The following is a 17987-nucleotide window of genomic DNA, read 5'->3' as shown; positions in this document are numbered from 1 at the left end:
ACGCATGCAACAAGTTGAGGGCTTTACCATGAGTCTACTAATCAAGGCGGCCAAGAGCGGGCGTGACCGAGTCGAAGTTACATCCGAGTCGGCCGGCTGGCAGCATGTCGGTTTCGCAGTCAAGCGGTTGTCTACCGGTGAGTCGTTTCAATTGCTGGAAACGGCGCGTGAGACTTGTGTGGTCCTGCTTTCCGGGGTCGTATCCATCTGGGCCGGGGAACACCATTGGCCGGAAGTGGGGGGGCGAAGTGGGCCGTTCGACGAGCGGGCTCCGCATGCCGTGTATATCCCCCCTAGGCTGAAGGCCGAAATTTCCGCGTTGGGAGACGCAGAGATCGCCTTGTGCAGCGCGCCTGCACAAGGGACATTGCCGGCCCGACTGATCAAGCCTGACGACATCCAGCGATCGGTGCGGGGCGTGGGGGCCAACACGCGTTATATCACCGATATTTTGCCGGCCAGTGCCGTGGCTGAGTCGTTGCTGGTCGTAGAAGTGAGAACGCCCCAGGGACACAGTTCGAGCTACCCACCGCACAAGCACGATACGGATGCCCTTCCTCACGAAAGTGTGCTGGAGGAAACCTACTACCACCGCATCCATCCGGCCCAGGGGTTTGTTTTCCAGCGTGTCTATACCGATGACCGCAGTCTGGACGAAAGCATGGCGGTCGAGGATGGGGATGTGGTACTGGTGCCGCGTGGTTATCACCCGGTGGTGGTGCCTTATGGCTATGAAAGCTACTACCTGAATGTGATGGCTGGCCCAGTGCGTGAATGGTGCTTCAAAAACGATCCAGCTCACGAATGGTTGCTGATGCAGGAGCCAGCAAAGCAGAATGCCGCGACAGCGGGCTAACCATGAGCATGACAGACGTTGTAGCGTGCCTCGTGAATGGCGTGGGCAAGGTATCGCCTGCATCGAGACTCGACTTGTAGCAGCACACTGCCTAATGCAAGGAATCAACGAAATGAGCAAAATTCTGACTCACTGGATTGGAGGCCAGCCGGCCGAAGGCCGTTCCGGCCGCTTTGCCGACGTTTACAACCCGGCGCTCGGTGAAATCACTGCCCGTCTGCCGCTGGCCAGCGATGAAGAAGTGAACGCCACGGTGACAGCGGCACAAGCCGCCTTCCCGGCTTGGGCAGCTACTCCACCACTGCGACGCGCACGCGTGATGTTCAAGTTCAAGGAGTTGCTCGAGGCGAACGCCGACGAACTGATCGCCGCGATCGCGCAGGAGCATGGCAAGGTCAAGGACGACGCAGCCGGCGAATTGATTCGCGGCATCGAGGTGGTCGAGTTCGCCTGCGGTGCGCCGCACCTGCTCAAGGGCGAGATGGCGGAGAACGTCGGCACCAATGTCGACAGCTACTCGCTGCGCCAGCCACTCGGCGTGGTGGCCGGCATCACCCCGTTCAACTTCCCAGCCATGGTGCCGATGTGGATGTTCCCGATTGCGCTGGTGGCCGGCAACTGTTTCATCCTCAAGCCGTCCGAGAAGGTGCCGAGCGCTTCGCTCCTGATTGCAAAGCTGCTCAAGGAAGCCGGTCTGCCGGATGGTGTGTTCAACGTGCTGAACGGTGACAAGAGTGCGGTAGACGCTATCCTGGCGCATCGCGGCATCGCGGCATCGCGGCATTGCCGCAGTCAGCTTCGTCGGCTCCACTCCGATTGCGCGCCACATCTATACCACCGGCACCGCCAACGGTAAGCGTGTGCAGGCGCTTGGCGGGGCAAAGAACCACATGGTGGTGTTGCCCGATGCTGATCTTGACCAGGCCGTTGACGCGCTGATGGGGGCTGCCTACGGCTCGGCGGGCGAGCGCTGCATGGCGATCTCAGTGGCGGTAGCGGTGGGCGACGATACCGCTGATGCGCTGATTGCCCAGCTGGAGCCGAAGATCCGTGCACTCAAGATTGGTGCTTGGGACCAACCGGGTATCGAGATGGGCCCGCTGGTGACGCGTGAGCACCGCGACAAGGTGAAGGGCTATATCGACCTCGGCGTGGAAGAGGGCGCAAAGCTAGTGGTGGACGGGCGCGGTTTAGTCGTCGCCGGCAACAAGACGGGCTTCTTCCTTGGCGGTACATTGTTCGACCATGTGACCCCAGTCATGCGTATCTACCAGGAAGAAATCTTCGGGCCGGTGCTGGCAGTGGTGCGTGTGCCGAGCTACGAAGAGGCGGTCAAGCTGATCAATGAGCATGCCTTTGGGAATGGCACCGCCATCTTCACCCGTGATGGTGATGCGGCACGCAATTTTGTGCATCGTATCCAGGTCGGCATGGTGGGCGTCAACGTACCGATTCCGGTGCCTGTGGCATTCATGAGCTTCGGCGGCTGGAAGCAGTCGCTGTTCGGCGATCATCATGCCTATGGTGCGGAGGGCATCCGCTTCTACACGCGACTGAAGACCGTGACCGAACGCTGGACGCAGAGCTGCCGCAGTGGAGCTGAGTTTGTGATGCCGACCATGAAATGATGTTGTTGTGTTCTCTCCAGGGCACGTTTTGCCACCCTTGGGGGTGGCTTTTTACTTGGCGCGTGGGAGCGACCAGCACCAGGCCGAGCAGCAGGCGCGCCACGACCAGGAGCAGGCGCAGCGGCAGCAGCGTGAGCAGCGCGAGTTGCTGCAGCAGAAGGTGGCGTTACAGGAACAGCTCGAACAGCTCCAGCAGCAGCGGGAGGCCGAACGGCAGCAAGGAGCGGCGGCAGCGCAGGCGGCGCTGGGCACCGTGCAGCTCGAGCTCGAGCGCGCCGCCTGCTGGACGCACTGCTGCAGCGGCTGCCGCCGGCCAGCGCCTCCACGCCGTGATCGGTCAATTTTTAGGCAGGGCCAAGGGAAGGCGTGTCACGGCGGGGTTTGCCGTTCAAGAGGGGATGGTTATCCCCCGGCTTATCCACCGCGGTGGGGGATAAGGGGGGCGATCGAGCGCTGCCGGATGTTCGTGAAGCGGTGCGGCTTAGTGCCGCTAACAAAACCTACTTGATGCCGACAGCGTAAAGCCCCATCTTGGCAAACATGAAACGCCGTGTCGTCAGTCAGCAGCGCTGGACATCGTTGCAGCCGCGGTTGCCAACCGCGCCTCACTCACGCAAAGGTGGCTGGTCGACTGGGGCGCGATGTTTCAGGCGAATAGCATCAAAGCGTTCTTGCTAGGTTAGCTAAGCTGACCTGCCCTCAACGTGTCACCTTCTATCCTAAAGGGGTTCGGTATGACCACTAATGTCCTCAAGGCCGTGTGCATCGGCAACTACAGCTACGCTCCGGACGAGTTCGAAATATTCGCCCGTGCGAAAGCCTCACGTTTTGGCTTGCAAGGCGCCGAAGCGGACAGCTTCTGCCGCGAGCTTCACGAGGAAAAAGAGGCTTCGGGCAATCTGTACCGGGCGCTGGTGGAGCTGGGCACAAAGCTGGCGCTACACCCCCTTGGCACCGTGACTCAGCGGGACGGATTTGGGCATGCCTATGCCCTGGTGCCGACAGCACAGGAGGGGGTGGCCGCGCTCGTGATGATATTCGGCAGCGGTGCTGACGAAATGCGGTGTTTCGATGATATCGAGGGCCAAAGCGCTGACGATTTGCAGCAATATGCGGAGGCGGTTGCTGCCGTGTCCAATGCACTGACCCTGCGTACCGAGCCTTTGCCGCCAGCGCAGTTTGAGGTCCTGACGGATGAGACGCCCGAGCCTGAAGAACTGGTCGCGCTGTGAAGTGTAATCCGATGCCTCGGGGTTGGATGAGCAGCGATTTCATGCTCATCCAAGTTCCGATGGGTGACTTACCAGGGGGCTGATGTCTAGCGAGGAACTGGCCAAGACCCTGAGGGGAAAGACGAATGGCATTTGATGTAATCGGCGACGTGCATGGCCATGTCGAGGCGCTGGATGCACTGCTGTATAAGCTGGGATACCGTGAACAGCACGGTGCCTGGCGCCACCCTGACCGCACCGCAGTGTTTGTCGGCGACCTGATTGATCGAGGTCCAGGTCAATTGCGTACGCTGGATCGAGTACGGCGGATGGTGGATGCCGGCAGTGCCTTGATGACAATGGGCAACCATGAGTTCAATGCCTTGGCCTGGGCTACGCCTGACCCCGATATGGCAGGCGAGTTCTTGCGTCCGCACAACCACAAGAATCGTCATCAACATGCCGCTTTTCTGAGTGAAATGGCCAGTCAGCCTCAGCTGCTGGCCGAAACGCTCGACTGGTTTATGAGCCTGCCGCTGTGGCTGGAGCTACCCGGTTTACGCGTCGTACATGCCTGTTGGCATCCCGAGGCGCTGGCGGTCCTGCGGGGTAGACTCACTCCCGAACGCACGTTGACAACCGCGACCCTGGTCGAGGCGGCTCGCCGCCCCCATCCTGATGCCCCAGCCAGTGAGCGTCTACTGTTTGATGCGGTGGAATCCGTGCTCAAAGGCCTGGAAGCCACCTTGCCAGATGGACTGCAGTTTTACGACAAGGATGGCCGTGCGCGCCGCCAGGTGCGGATCCGTTGGTGGGATTCGGAAGCCACCACCTGGCAACAGGCGGTGGAAGTCGATGCCACCACCCGTGCGCAGCTTCCGGCCACGCCGCTGCCGGCATCAATGCGGCTGACGTACACCGATCCCGTTCCGGTGCTATTCGGCCATTACTGGCAGCGGGGCACCCCGGCCGTGCACGCCAATGGCTTGGCGGCCTGTCTGGACTATAGCGTGGCCAGAGGTGGCCAGCTGATGGCTTACCGCTGGGAAGGCGAGCCTCGGCTCGATGCGGCCCACTTCGTTAGCGTCCCGGCTCTGGGTTGATGCCGGCGGGACGGACGGGATCGGGAAGGGCGCCACCTTAAAACCCCCGAGCCATCGCTCAGGCGGGAAAGCTGGTGCATGCCTATCAAACTCAGCCCGCGGAAGTCATCCCTGAGGATGGCAGGCATCCCAGTGTCATGCTTATGGCATATCAACAGGGGGTGGCGAGAACGATGGCGAGCCAGGGATGCTGGGGGGCTCGCCGCATGAGTCCGCTTTCCTCAAGCACCGCATTTTCGTTCGGTCTCTTATCCTTAATTTGACCCGGTGCGCGGCAAGCCTCGGCCTTCAGGCCGGGGAAGGGTGTCAAGATTTGTACAATGACTTTGTGGCCTTCTCGTCGCGCCCGTTTACAGCATCAGGGCACTTCCTTTCCGGCGCCGGCTTCCCGGATTCGGTACCAGTCTTCTGCGTCGAGTCGGACCATTAGTGCCGCAACTGCATCCCGGATGGCCTCGATGCGTCCCGACCCGGTAATGGGCCAAGGAGCGGATGGGTGGCGCAAGATCCACGCATAAGCCAGTGTGGTAACGCTGACCCCGTATTTGTGTGCCAGCGCTGCCAAGACGGTGCGAACTCGCACCGACTGCACATTGCTCTCCGTAAACAGGCGGCCGCCGGCCAGCGGAGACCAGACCATCGGCCGCACTCCGAGGTCCAGACACTGGTCCAAGGTGCCGTCGTGCAGCGCGTCAAGGTGCAATGGTGATAGCTCGATCTGGTTGGTCGTTAATGGATAGCGGCCGTGGAGCAACTTGAACTGCGACGGCCTGTGATTGGACACGCCGAAGTGCCGCACCTTGCCTGCCCGCCTGAGCGCGTCAAAAGTCCCGGCCAGTTCCTGCGGGTCCATCAGCGCGTCGGGGCGGTGGATCAGCAGTAGGTCGATGTGATCGGTGTGCAGCGCTTTCAGCGAATGATCCACCGATGCGATGACGTGTGCCCTCGAGGTGTCGTATGACTTGATGGTGTGTTCCGGGCGGTTGCCGGAAACCAGCTTGATGCCGCACTTGGTGACGAGCTGCATGCGATCGCGCAAGCCCGGCGCGGTTGCGAGCGCTTCGCCGAACAGACTTTCCACCCGGTAATCGCCATAGATGTCCGCGTGATCAAAACTGGAAACACCCAGTTCGAAGCATTCTTCAATCCAGCGGATGCGTGCGGCGACGTCCATGTTCCACTCGGCCATGCGCCAGGTACCAGCGATGATGGGGGAAAGACAGGGCCCACCGGCGGACGGCGAGGTGGGGGTAAGGAGGGTGTCCATTTCAAAATCCTTGTCTCGAGTTGTGCACCGTCACACAGGGGGCGGCCGTTCCTCACGGATCTGCCGTCCCCCGCCTATCGGCTTAGCTGGGTGGCTCAGACCCTGACCGGTTCGCCCGAGCGGGCGCTGGCGTAGATCGCGTCGAGGATTTCCATCACGATCAGTCCTTCCTCGCCGGGCGCGGGGTGAGGGTGTCCGGACAGGATGGCCTCGGCGTACTCGTACATCGCTGACGGCGCCTTGATGGTGGGCGGGTGAAGGAGCATGTCAAATTGGGCGCCGTTCTGCTCCATGAACACGTGCGCATCGAAGGTGTAGCCCTCATTCAGGTTCTTTTGTAGCAGGCCCGCCTTCGTGCCCAAGAGGCGTGTCTCCATCAGTTCTGCTTCCTGGATGTTGGCCGCCCACGACGCCTCGAGCGCCAGCGTCGCGCCGTTGTCGAAGCGGATGTGGGCTGCGGCCAGGTCCTCGACGTCGAAGGCCTTGCCCGACTGTTCGGCCAACCCGCGGGCGATCGGGTCGTAGGTGCTGCCCATCACCCAGGTCGGTTTCGGGTAGCCCATCAGCCACAGTGCCAGGTCGAGCCGGTGTACGCCCAGGTCGATCAGCGGACCGCCGCCGGCTAGTGCCTTGGTGCCAAACCAGCCACCGAAGCCTGGCATGCCGCGCCGGCGGTGCCATACGGTGCGGCCGAAATAGAAGTCGCCGAACAGGCCGGCGTCGACCTGCGCCTTCAGCGCCCGCGACTGAGCGGAAAAACGGTAAGAAAAATTGATCATCAGCCGCTTGCCGGCGCGTTGCGCGGCAGCGAGCATCGCCCGGCCTTCGTCGGCGTTCATCGCCATCGGCTTTTCGCACAGCACGTGACAGCCGACCTCGAGCGCAGCCAGCGTCAGCGCCTTGTGATACTTGTTGGGCGTGCACACGCTCACCACGTCGAGCGCTTCGGTGGCCAGCATCGCCTCGGCACGGTCGTAGCGCGCCTTGATGCCGTACTGCTCGCCTACCCGGGCGAGCCGCTCGAGGTCGGGGTCGGCGATCGCCACCACATCTGCGTTCGGGTGCTGCTGCCAGCCCTCGATGTGCAAGCGCCCGATCCCGAGGCCGATCACACCGACGCGCAACCGCCTACCGTACGCTTCGGCCAGCGCTTCCTTCACTTCCACTTGGTAATCGCCGTTCATTCGATCTCTCCCTTGCCCTGCGGCACACCCACTTTTGCAAATGTCACATTCTTCTTGCTGAGTTTCTCCAACGGTGGCGTCTCCGGGCAGCGGTCGACGAGGTTCACGCGCGGCGCGGCCCACTGTACTGCGTTGGCCAGCACGCGCTGGACGTTAGAGTCGTAATAGGTCGGATAGGCCTCGTGGCCGGGGCGGAAGTAGAAGATACGACCGTGACCGCGCTCCCAGCAGCAGCCCGAGCGGAACACTTCGCCACCTTCAAACCACGAGATGAACACGGTACTATCGGGTTGCGGGATATCGAAACGCTCGCCATACATTTCCTCGTACGGCAGCTCGAAATACTCCGGCAGACCGGCGGCGATCGAATGGGCTGGTTCCACCACCCACAGCCGCTCTTTCTCGTCCGCCTCGCGCCATTTTAGTGAGCAGTGAGTGCCCATCAGGCGGCGAAAGATCTTGGAAAAGTGACCGGAGTGCAACACGATCAGCCCCATGCCTTCCAGCACGCGGCGCTGCACGCGCTCGACCACCACATCGCTCACTTCGGCATGGGCCTTGTGGCCCCACCAGATCAGCACGTCACAACCGGCCAGACGCTCTTCGCTCAGGCCATGTTCCGGATCATCCAGCGTGGAGGTGGAAATTTCTAGCGGCAGCGCCCCTGGGTTGAGCGCCGGGGTTTCCTTCAGTGCAGCGGCGATCACCGCATGCAGGCCGTCCGGATAGATAGTACGAACAGCCTGGTTCTCGCGCTCATGGCGGAACTCGTTCCACACAATGACAGAAATCTTGTTTTTCACAGCTATCCTCTTGAGAGTGGTGGACGGCGCCGATCTAGCGCCGAGATGCCGGTTACTGCTGCAACCAGCCCCGCTAGCAATTAAGATGCTAGTGGCTACCTGGCTACCGTCTCAATTGGATTCGCTGCGACAAAACTGCAAACAATGCTAAAAAACCTGGATACTCGCCTACATGCCGCTGATGCCCACGGCCAAGTGAACAAAGCCCGCTTATCTGCGCCGGATTTGGCGCACCACATGCGTAGGGACTTGGCCAATGCGCTGCATGATCTGGCCGTAGGCAAGCCGCCGGTGAAGCAACCGGTGGCGGAAGGCGAATGGGTGGAACGCGGTGCTGGCCACTTCCATCTGGCGCCGGAACTGTTCGTGCAACTTTCCGGCTGGAGCCTGTTCCGCTTCCCGCAAGGCGAACTGCGGTTGCAGGCCGGCGAGCTGTTGTTGTTACCACCCAAGTTACAACATATGGAACAAATCGGCAGCGAGGAAGAAACGCCATTCAGTAACTTGGTAATCTATGCCGAGCACAGCGCCTTCTCCTGCCATTTGGCAAATGAGAAGGCTCCGGGCGAACCCGGCATCCTTCATCTGGAGGCCGGTCACCATCCGGAGGCACAGCACATCCAGCATTGGCTGACCGACGCGGCTAGACTCGGACGGCAGCTCCGCAGCATTGAACAAGCAGGCTGGCGCGCTGCGCAGATACGTGCGTTGGTTTTGGCGGCGGGTGCCGGGGTGATTCGCGCGCTGGATGATCTGGCGGCAGAGCCCCGGCTGGAGCCGCCACTGATAGCACGGTTGCGCGTCCTGATCCACAACCAGTTGGGCGACCACCAATTGAGTGTACGTGGCCTAGCTACCCAACTTGGCTGTACAGCCGATTATCTGTCGCACTTGTTCCGCCAGCACGGCGGCGAGGCGCTGGCCGGCTATATCAACCGGCAGCGAATGGAACGCGCCGCCCATCTCTTGTGCGAAACGCGACTGGCGATCAAGGAAGTAGCCTGGAGCTGCGGTTTCGACGCGCCGAGCTACTTCATCCGCATCTTCCGCAGCCACTACGGGATGACGCCGAAGACGTGGCGCGAGGGCAGGAGGGCGGATGGGCGGTAGTGAGGGGGCAGTGACGACTATCTGGCGCTGTTCTCTTCTCCCTCGTCATCCATGTATTTGAGCACCATCAAATCCACCTTGCCCTTACCGTCCACCACGTTGATGCCGACATCGCTTTCTTCATCAAATTGTACGGGATACCCCTGCCTTCAGGTCGGGAAGGGATAGCGCGCCGTGGGTACTCGAGCGCCTGCAGGTCAAAGCGCACCAGCTCGCTGGACAGTGCCGTCACTGGGGCCCAGCGCTGCAGGCGCTTTACCACGCCAAGGTGGTATCGACACGGTATTGCAGCGACGGTGCCAGCCAGCCAGCCAGCCTGTCGGGCGGGAAACCGCAGCCCGGATCGCCTGTGCAGTGAACGGTGCAGCAAGGCCGTCAGCAGCAGGATCCCGCCGAAGTGACTCAGGGTCGGCTCCATGCCGCGACTGAGCGCCGTAGGAATCTCCACCCTTTAGGGAGGGGAGGATGTCAACGAAAACGCCATGACGAAAGACTCGTACGGCGCCAAGCTCACCCGCTCATCCAAGCGGTGGCGTAGCGAGTAGTTACCGATCAACCCCTGGCCCTCTATACCGGTCAACTCTGTCGGCAGGTCCAGTTCCACCGGCTGAGCGCTGAAGTTATTGAGCACCAACAATCTCTGCTCACCGAGACGGCGCTGATAGGCGAACACCTGCGGATGCTCCTCCAGCAGCTGCTGATAATCGCCATACACCATCACCTCCGATTCCTTGCGCAGGCTGATCAGGCGCTGGTAATGGAAGAAGATGGAGTCCGGGTCGGCCAACGCCGCCTCCGCATTGACTTGGCGGTAATTGGGATTGAGCTTTAGCCATGGTGTACCGTCCGAAAAACCGGCGTTGAAACTATCATCCCACTGCATCGGTGTGCGCGCGTTATCGCGGCCGTTGGCGTAGATCCCTTCCATCATGTCGACGTGCGGCACGCCGGCGTCAGTGCGCTCGCGATAGAAATTGAGCGATTCGATGTCCTGATAGTCATCGATCGAATCGAAACGCACATTGGTCATGCCGATCTCTTCGCCCTGGTAGATATAGGGCGTGCCCTTGAGGCAATGCAAGGCGGTGGCCAGCATCTTGGCCGACTCCACCCGGAACCGGCCTGGATCGCCATATTTGGACACAGCACGCGGCAGGTCGTGATTATTCCAGAACAGCGAATTCCAGCCGCTATCGGCCAACTCGGTCTGCCATTTGGCGATGATTCGCTTGAATTCGACCAAGTCGAACGGGCGCGGCTTCCATTTGCCGTGCTCGGGGTCCCACGTCTGCGTGACGTGCTCGAACTGGAACACCATCGACAGTTCCTCGCGCGCCGGGTCGGAATACATCCTGGCGATCTGCGGCGTGGCGCTCCAGGTTTCGCCCACTGTCAGCACGTTGCGCGGACCGAAGCTGGCGCGGTGCATTTCCTGCAGCAGTGGGTGCAGACGCGGACCGTTGGTGAGGATCTTATCGTCCACCTGCTTGCCGATCAGATCGATCACGTCCATGCGGAAACCGCCGATACCCTTGTCCAGCCACCAGTTCATCATCTGGTGCACTTCCTGCTGCACCGCCGGATTTTCCCAGTTGAGGTCGGGCTGGCGTTTCGAAAACAGGTGGAAGAAATACTCGCCGCTGGCTTCATCGAATTCCCAGGCGCTGCCGCCGAAGAAAGAACGCTGATCGTCCGGTGGCGAGCCATCCGCCTGCGGCTTGCGCCAGATGTAGTAGTCGCGGTAGGGGCTGTTCGGCGAGGACTTGGCGGCGAGGAACCAGGGATGCTCGTCCGAAGTATGGTTGACCACCAGATCCATCAGGATGCGGATATCGCGTTTGGCCGCCTCGGCGATCAACCGCTCTATTTCGGCCAGGGTACCGAATTCGGCGGCTATATCCTGATAATCGGCAATATCGTAGCCATTGTCGTCCATCGGCGATTTATATACTGGCGACAGCCAGATCAGGTCGATGCCGAGCTTTTGCAGGTAATCCAGCTTGCCGATGATGCCGGCCAGATCTCCGATGCCGTCGCCGTTAGCATCGCAAAAACTACGTGGGTAGATCTGGTACACCACGGCGTCGTGCCACCATTGTTTGTTCAAAGTAGTAGAAACCTTGGTATTCACAGTCTTTTTCTCTCCTATTCGCCGGTGTATCAATCATCTTCCTGGATAACCCGTATCAACGAGAAAATGCTAGCGCCAGACGAGCGGCAGGCTCAATGAAAATTGCTGCGAAAAAACTGCAAATAATAATAAAAAACCTGGATTTATGATTTTTACCAAAAACAGCATTAGGCGCCGCAATACGCCATATGGTGGCGGACCAGTTGCAGAAGAATTCTTCCGTTCCATTGAACATTTGCCCGCGTATTCCCCCTCCTAGCCGCTTCCTCCTGAGCGCCGCGAAATCGAGAGGAGGGGGTCAAGCGGGCGGGATGGTTTGGCCTTTACATGGTCACCGACCCAACCTGTCGCTCATGGTTAAACCCTCGCCGAAACCCGGCTTGTGTCCTGATTCTTTGTCGCTCTCTTTTCTCCCTCCTAGTGGTCCGCTGTCGAATGTTTCGATTGTTAATGCCGGTGCGGGTTTTCGAAATTCCGGGTTAACAAGCAAGCGGTTTGATGGCAGCGCCAGATAGGGCGCATGCCCTGCTGCGTTGGCTACTCGGTTTGGCGACATGGCGGTCCTAAAACAACAAAAGACCACAATTGCAAGGACATGGAGATAGAGAATGGAACTGAAGTTGGCTTGTATCGCACTCGCTGGCCTGTGCTCCAGCGCGGCTTTCGCCGATGTTTCGATCACAGGCAAGATTTCCGGTGCCTACGCCTGGAGCAAGAGCGTGAACGGCACCTCACTCAACGGCGTGAAGGATGCCGAGTCGGAAATCGACTTCGCCGGCCGCGAGGATCTTGGCAATGGCCTGAAGGCCATCTGGCAGATGAACAACAATGTGCATATCGCAGACTCACCGCTTGGCACCAGCGCTAGTAACGATACCTTTGCTTCTGGCGATACCTGGCTCGGCCTGTCCGGGGGATTCGGCGCTGTCAAGCTCGGCCATGGTGTCAACGCTTATGGCGATGGCTATTGGAACGGTTATTTCTATGATCTGGGTGACCACGGCCCGGACAAGGGCGTAGGTGGAGTGATCGGAAAAGGCGATGCCGGCGGCCAGAAGGGCGCGATCAAGTATGAAACGCCCGCGTTTGGCCATGTCAATGCCGCAGTCAGCTATGCGACAGCGGAGAATGCTGGCTCCAGCAACGGTAATGCCTGGGCGCTAGGGGCCAACTGGGAAGAGGCCATGTTCGGCGTGCATGTCGGTTATACCCGTCAGGCGCTGGTGGATGGAAGCCAGAACGATGCCGGCCACGTAACCGACTGGGTGTTGGCGGGCAAGGTGATGCCGTTTGCCGGCCTTATCCTGAGCGCGGAAAATGATCACTCAATCCTGTCCAGCAATGCACTGACCGGCTCGGTGTTGTCCTTTGCCGTGCCATCCAGCAAGGGAGCGCAAAACAGCCTGTCCCTACGTGCCGAATACAAGCCGAAGCGGCTGGCGCTACGTGCAGGTTACATCCACACCCACAACTACGAGTATGACTGCAATGTGAAGCACAACGAGTATCTGCTCGGCGTTAGCTACGACCTGTCCAAGCACTCCAGCATGTTTGCCGAATACTTGCACAGCAAGGTGGACAGCAACGCCCAAGCCAGCGAAGGAATGGAACTCGGCCTGCGGGTTACCTTCTAAGCGCCATCCATTTCAAGGTGGTCATCCCCACAGCGATAACCTCCCTGCTGCATCAATGCACGAGAAGGACAGAAGGGATGTGACAGGAATTGCTGAAAAGGTTTGAGCGGCAGGCGCCAGCGAGCGTGATGGCACCGCATGGTGCTGGAGTAGACGCTACCCCCACACTGGATTGATGGGTGTTAGAGGCTAGCCGCCAGCGTCAGTACCTGCTCGAGTGGCTGATGTCCACCGTAGTGGAGTTGATGTTGTTGGTGACACTGGCGCCGTGTCCATCGCTGCACGCGGCCGTGCGCAAGATGCAGAGCAGTTGCCGGTCTCGCTGACGGCTCGTACGAGAAGGTCAATCGAACCGAGCCTTAGATACTGCGTGCGCTGGTGTAAGGCAACGCCGCGCGCCTGGTGCCGCGAGGACATCGGGGTGCAGCCATACCGGGGCACACGCTGGTGGTCTGCGACCCCGACCGCACCCTGGCCACCGACATCCTGGCCTGCGAGGATGCGCACGAGAGCGAACGCGCGGCCCGGCAAGCAGTGGACCGCCGACCGTCGCTTCTGCACCAGGGCGCTGAATTCAGCGTGCACGAGCATGCGACAAGCCATCCCGCCGTGCTGCATGAGCAGCCGTGGCACGAGGCAGGCCGCTGCGACACGGGCGCACTCCAGGAGTAGGCCATTGGGGTTGACGAAGCCCCTGCCTAGGGGCGCATCCGGCTGCAGCTGGACACGCCCCACACGCCCCCTGAGTCGGACGAGACCCACATCACGCTGTGGGGCAACCTGCCAGAGGCGGTCACGGCTGTGCAGACTGCCCAGCTGTACCGCAAGCACTGGCGCATCGAGGGGCTGTTCGGGCGCCTGGAGTCGGTACTCAACAGCGAGATCCGCATTCTGGCCATCCCAGGGCTGCCTTGCTGGGCTTTGCCACTGCGGTGCTGGCACTGTTCGAGCACTTCGTCCAGAAGGCCCAGCGCGAGGAGGCACCGGAGCTTGATGTTATAGACCTGTCACTTAGCGGTGCATGTCGCCGGCGGCTATAAGGGCAAGCTCACTGCGCTGTCACCGCAGGCGGGGCTGCCGTGGCCCGAGGCAACGCCCCAACACGTGGCGCACGAGCTACTTTGCTTGGCCCAAGCCATCTCATCGCGCAGCGTCGCCACGTCCAAGCGTGGTCCCAAGAGGGACAAGCCCAAGGACTACGTCGATACCGCCCTCGTGCGTAAGTAGGTCTCCATGGCCCGGCTACCAAGCAGCGCGAAGGCTCAAACACCTTGAAAGGGATGATTCTAAGCCCGCGGTCAGACGTCTGTTTTCCCGGTGAAGTTTGTGCCAGATCCTGGCGGCCAGGCGGTTGTTCTCGATCCCCTGTCGGTTTTGTTTCAATTGTTAACGGCGGCAGTTGTTTTTGAAATTCGCGGTTAATCCGGCGGAGGTGTCATCGAAGGGCGACAAAGCCGGAGAGGCAACATGGATACCTTGTATATTGTGCTGACTGAATGAGAGCGGCTGATCGATGACACCCGGCAGATGGCCATGCTGATGCTAGGGGGAGCACGTGATGGCCTGGTGCTAGCGGACTACGCCGGTTTCGTTCGCAATCGCTCCTAAATCAGTAAAATTACAAATAAAACGCTGAGAACGTCAACGCACAAGGAGAGACTGGGCCGTGGGGGAGAAACATCGCATTCTGATTCTGGATGATGATCTGGATGTACGCGAATGGCTGCAAGGTGTCTTCGAAGAGGCCGGCTTTGCAGTGTCCGTCGTGGCGGACGGCAAGGCTATGCAGGAGAAGCTGCGTTCCGCGCCGCACTCGCTGGCCGTGCTCGACCTCAAGCTCAAAGGGGAGGATGGCTTGGCCATTGCGCGCGAGCTGCGAAGGAGTTCGGCCATCCCGATCATCATGATCAGCGGCCAGGGCGACGAGACCGACCGGGTGCTAGGCCTGGAACTGGCCGCCGACGATTTTATCAACAAGCCATTTTCCGCGCGTGAGTTACTAGCACGGGTGCGCGCCCAACTGCGCCGCACCACAGAGCTGTCGATTCCGCGTCCGGCCTCGACCTCCGGAGGCGGGCCGCGCTTCAGTTTCGACGATTGGGTGCTAGATCTGAGCGCTCGCACGCTGACGCGAGGCGGCGGTGAGCACTGTCCGCTGACACAGGGGGAGTTCGCCTTGCTCGCTGCCATGGTGCAGTATCCTTGCCGCATCTGGTCGCGCGATCAGTTGCTGGAGCAAACGCGCGGCTTCGATGCCGATGTGTACGACCGCACCATCGACGTGCTCATCCTGCGGCTGCGCCGCAAGATCGAGCCCAATCCCCAGCAACCCTCCTATATCCGTACCGAGCGCGGCATGGGTTACGTTTTTGCCGCTCCGGTTACCCGATTGTGAAACGCCTGACGCGCTTTTTTTCCTTACTCGGCCTAGTCAGTGTGCGCAGCCGGCTGATCGCCACCTTTTTATTGCTGTTCAGTATCACGCTTGGCGTGGTGGCGGTTGGCGTGCTCGGCCTGCGGGCCAACCAGAAGGCGCTGGACGAGTACGAGGCCTATGTGGTGCCGGAAATCGCGCGCGTGCTCGAATTATCGGAGAAAGTAGCGCAACTGGCGGCGGTGGCACCCGGGATGACCCTGACCGAGAATTCCACCTTGCTGCATGATGATACTGCCTTGCTGAAGGGCTTATTGGGCGATATCCGCCGGCTGTCGCTCGACCTGACCGACAAGGGGGGGCAGCGGCTGGCGATTTCGGAAGAGCTCGACGGCATCGACAATGACCTGACCCGCTTTCTGGTGTTGTCTGGCAAGCAGCGCCAACTCAGGGCTGAAATGGGCGATCTGGGCAATGCGGCGGAACAGATTGGGGCCGGCATCTACCGGCGCCGGGCCGAGATTGCGCAAACCGCCCCGACGCTGCTGAACGTGTGGGTCAATACCACGCTCGGACTGCAAGCGGGCGACCGTGCGGCGCTCGGTATGGCCGAAGGCGATAACGAGGCCCTGTGGCTGCAGGTGACCGCTCGGGGCGAGCAACTGCGCCAGCCACAGTTGGCGGCGGCGCTGAGACAGCTCGATGAAGGCCCGCGCAATGTGTTCGACTTGCGTCGGGAATTCCTGTCGACCGAGGATCAGATCAGCTATCTGGTGGCCCTGATGCGCAGCCATGCCGAGCACCTTAGCAGCAACGCCGCCCATTATGTGGACGAGTTGCGTAGCGTGGCGCGGCAACGGCGCGAGGCCATGCGCCAGGTGGCCATTTCCAGCCAGTACGGGCTGTGGGTGCTGGCCATGGCCGGTGTAGCGCTGGCGTTGGCCGGCATCATCTACGTCGGCCGGGTGCTGCACAAGATTCAAGCGATGACGCGTATCATGGCGCGCCTGGCTTCCGGCGATACCTCGCACCGGATTCCGTCGACCGACCGACCGGACGAGATCGGCGAGCTAGCTCGTGCCTTCGAGGTGTTCCGCAGCAATTTGCTGGAAAAGCATCAGCTGGCGCAGTGGTTGGAGGCACAACGCCGACAGCAGGAAACGGTGTTCAATTCGATGAACGATGGGGTGTCGGTGCACGATGCCCAGGGTTGCCTGGTGGCGTGGAACCCGACCTTCGTCAAATTGCTCGGGCTGCCGGACTCGGCGTTGTGCGTCGGCATGTGTCTGGCCGAACTGCGCCGGGCGGTACCAGCGCCGGCTCGCTGGCGGGCGGTGTCCAGACAGACGGCTACCCGTATCGCCGGAGGCGCAACGCGTATCGCCAGTTCGGCCGAGCTGCACTTGGCCGACCAGCGCATTCTGGAGTTTCATTGCCAGCGCTTGCCAGGGGGCGGATGGGTGGCAGTATCTCGCGACCTGACCAGCCGCCGGGCGGTAGAAGCAGAACTGCGCCAAGCGCAAAAAATGGACGTGCTCGGCCAATTGACCGGCGGCGTGGCGCACGACTTCAACAATTTCCTGGTGGCCATCCTGGGCAATCTGGAGTTGCTGCAGCCTCGCTTGGTGGATAGTCCGGAACTACAGGTCATGGCCGAGCGGGCGCGCCGGGCTGCGGAACGCGCCAGCCGACTGACCCGGCGCCTGTTGGCCTTTGCCCGCCGCCAGCCGTTGCAGGCCGAGGATATTTCGGTTCCGGAGATGCTGGCCGAGATGCTCGATCTGGTCGAATATGCGGCCGGCACAAATATCGAGGTGGTGCTCGCGCCTTGCTGCGAGCCACTGTGGGTCCACGTCGACCGTGGGCAGTTGGAAAACGCCATTCTCAATCTCTCACTCAATAGTGCCGCTGCGATGCCGGCCGGTGGAAGGCTTACGCTGGCGGCCGAATGGGTGGAGGCGCCACCATGCTTGCCTGGGGTGGAGCGCGCGGTAGTGTTAAGCGTGAGCGACACCGGCACCGGCATCCCGCCCATGCTGCTCGACAAGGTGATGGAGCCGTTCTTTACCACTAAGGCGCCGGGCGAAGGCAGCGGGCTCGGTCTGAGCAGCGTATATGGCTTCGTGCGCCAGAGCGGCGGTGATATGCAGATTCACAGCACGTTAGGGCAGGGGACGAGGGTAGAGCTATGGCTTCCGGCTGTTAGCCTGCCGGCCGTTCTGTCTCCGGTCCGACCTAAGCTGCAGGCGCCACCACCACCGGGCGCCCGCGTGCTAGTGGTGGAGGACGATCCAGAGGTGCGCGATACCACGCTGAGCCAGCTTGCCGCACTCGGCGTCGCGGCACAGGCAGTCGACAGCAGCACGGCAGCGCTGGAATGGCTGAGCGCATATGGCCCGGTTGCCTTGGTGTTGTCGGATATTTCGCTCGGCGCTGGCGGCAATGGCATCGCCTTGGCGGCGCAGGTCCGCCGGAGTTGGCCGGGCCAGCGTGTCGTACTGACTTCGGGCTTACCGCAGGAGGTGCACCAGAGCCATCCCGACTGGCGCCAGGACCAGCTTTTCTTGGCCAAGCCGTTCGATCTGGCGGCGCTTGCCGGTTTGCTGAGCTGAGTGTGTGGCACCGCTAGCGGAGAAGTGTTTCAAATGTTAATGCATCCCGGATTTTTCGAAATTGCCGGTTAACT

14 protein-coding genes and 1 pseudogene are annotated in these 17987 nt (G+C 60.9%); 9 read left to right on the top strand and 6 right to left on the bottom strand.

Annotated elements, in window-relative coordinates:
* Positions 1-4 precede the first annotated feature (4 nt).
* Together iolB and QU481_RS16610 are read left to right on the top strand one after the other, a co-directional pair.
* Positions 5-856: a 5-deoxy-glucuronate isomerase gene (iolB, locus tag QU481_RS16615; RefSeq protein ID WP_289831148.1), complete on the top strand. Its 852-nt coding sequence runs from the start codon at positions 5-7 to the stop codon at positions 854-856.
* Positions 857-968: 112 nt separating this feature from the next.
* Positions 969-2484 (top strand): annotated as a pseudogene (locus tag QU481_RS16610) (CoA-acylating methylmalonate-semialdehyde dehydrogenase).
* A gap of 166 nt (positions 2485-2650) precedes the next feature.
* Here QU481_RS16610 and QU481_RS16605 read toward each other — a convergent pair.
* A complete protein-coding gene (locus QU481_RS16605; RefSeq protein ID WP_289831147.1) occupies positions 2651-2776 on the bottom strand; it encodes a hypothetical protein in 126 nt (41 codons plus the stop codon).
* A 442-nt stretch (positions 2777-3218) separates the two neighbouring features.
* Here QU481_RS16605 and QU481_RS16600 point away from each other — a divergent pair, with 442 nt between their 5' ends.
* The gene (locus tag QU481_RS16600; RefSeq protein WP_289831146.1) at positions 3219-3716 is read left to right on the top strand and encodes a hypothetical protein; all 498 of its coding nucleotides are present in this window, start codon (positions 3219-3221) and stop codon (positions 3714-3716) included.
* Positions 3717-3841: 125 nt separating this feature from the next.
* Positions 3842-4798: a metallophosphoesterase gene (locus QU481_RS16595; RefSeq protein WP_289831145.1), complete on the top strand. Its 957-nt coding sequence runs from the start codon at positions 3842-3844 to the stop codon at positions 4796-4798.
* 358 nt (positions 4799-5156) lie between these two features.
* On the opposite strand, the gene QU481_RS16590 is transcribed toward QU481_RS16595, so the two are convergent.
* The 3 genes from QU481_RS16590 to QU481_RS16580 all read right to left on the bottom strand — a co-directional run bounded on the left by QU481_RS16590 (position 5157) and on the right by QU481_RS16580 (position 8052).
* Positions 5157-6065 (bottom strand): aldo/keto reductase, encoded by a 909-nt coding sequence (locus tag QU481_RS16590; protein ID WP_289831144.1) that lies wholly within the window; start codon positions 6063-6065, stop codon positions 5157-5159.
* Between the two features lie 95 nt (positions 6066-6160).
* Entirely contained in the window at positions 6161-7249 is a 1089-nt protein-coding gene (locus QU481_RS16585) for a Gfo/Idh/MocA family protein (RefSeq protein WP_289831143.1), read from the bottom strand.
* Positions 7246-8052 (bottom strand): ThuA domain-containing protein, encoded by an 807-nt coding sequence (locus QU481_RS16580; protein WP_289831142.1) that lies wholly within the window; start codon positions 8050-8052, stop codon positions 7246-7248. Before QU481_RS16580 ends, QU481_RS16585 begins: the two co-directional genes overlap by 4 nt.
* A 237-nt stretch (positions 8053-8289) precedes the next feature.
* Between QU481_RS16580 and QU481_RS16575 the strand changes: the two genes are divergently transcribed.
* On the top strand, positions 8290-9162 hold the full coding sequence (locus tag QU481_RS16575) for a helix-turn-helix transcriptional regulator (RefSeq protein WP_289831141.1): 873 nt from the start codon (positions 8290-8292) through the stop codon (positions 9160-9162).
* 67 nt (positions 9163-9229) lie between these two features.
* Here the strand turns inward: QU481_RS16575 and QU481_RS23905 are convergent, their stop codons facing one another.
* A complete protein-coding gene (locus tag QU481_RS23905; protein WP_353962192.1) occupies positions 9230-9580 on the bottom strand; it encodes an RRXRR domain-containing protein in 351 nt (116 codons plus the stop codon).
* A 33-nt stretch (positions 9581-9613) separates the two neighbouring features.
* Entirely contained in the window at positions 9614-11269 is a 1656-nt protein-coding gene (locus tag QU481_RS16570; protein WP_289831140.1) for a glycoside hydrolase family 13 protein, read from the bottom strand.
* Between the two features lie 632 nt (positions 11270-11901).
* On the opposite strand from QU481_RS16570, the gene QU481_RS16565 reads away from it, so the two are divergent.
* The 4 genes from QU481_RS16565 (at position 11902) to QU481_RS16550 (ending at position 17913) form a co-directional block, all read left to right on the top strand.
* Positions 11902-12927 carry a porin gene (locus tag QU481_RS16565; protein WP_289831139.1) on the top strand — a complete coding sequence of 342 codons (1026 nt, stop codon included), beginning with the start codon at positions 11902-11904 and terminating at the stop codon, positions 12925-12927.
* A 447-nt stretch (positions 12928-13374) separates the two neighbouring features.
* Entirely contained in the window at positions 13375-13599 is a 225-nt protein-coding gene (locus tag QU481_RS24005; protein WP_435382746.1) for a hypothetical protein, read from the top strand.
* A gap of 994 nt (positions 13600-14593) precedes the next feature.
* The gene (locus QU481_RS16555; RefSeq protein ID WP_289831138.1) at positions 14594-15322 is read left to right on the top strand and encodes a response regulator; all 729 of its coding nucleotides are present in this window, start codon (positions 14594-14596) and stop codon (positions 15320-15322) included.
* Entirely contained in the window at positions 15319-17913 is a 2595-nt protein-coding gene (locus tag QU481_RS16550; RefSeq protein ID WP_289831137.1) for a PAS-domain containing protein, read from the top strand. The genes QU481_RS16555 and QU481_RS16550 overlap by 4 nt, the downstream gene beginning before the upstream one ends.
* The last annotated feature ends 74 nt before the right edge of the window (positions 17914-17987 follow it).

Origin of the sequence: Crenobacter oryzisoli (genome assembly GCF_030385785.1) — a bacterium.
In the GTDB taxonomy this organism is placed as follows: Bacteria; Pseudomonadota; Gammaproteobacteria; order Burkholderiales; family Chromobacteriaceae; genus Crenobacter_A; species Crenobacter_A oryzisoli.
This window is presented reverse-complemented; position numbering and strand designations above follow the sequence as displayed.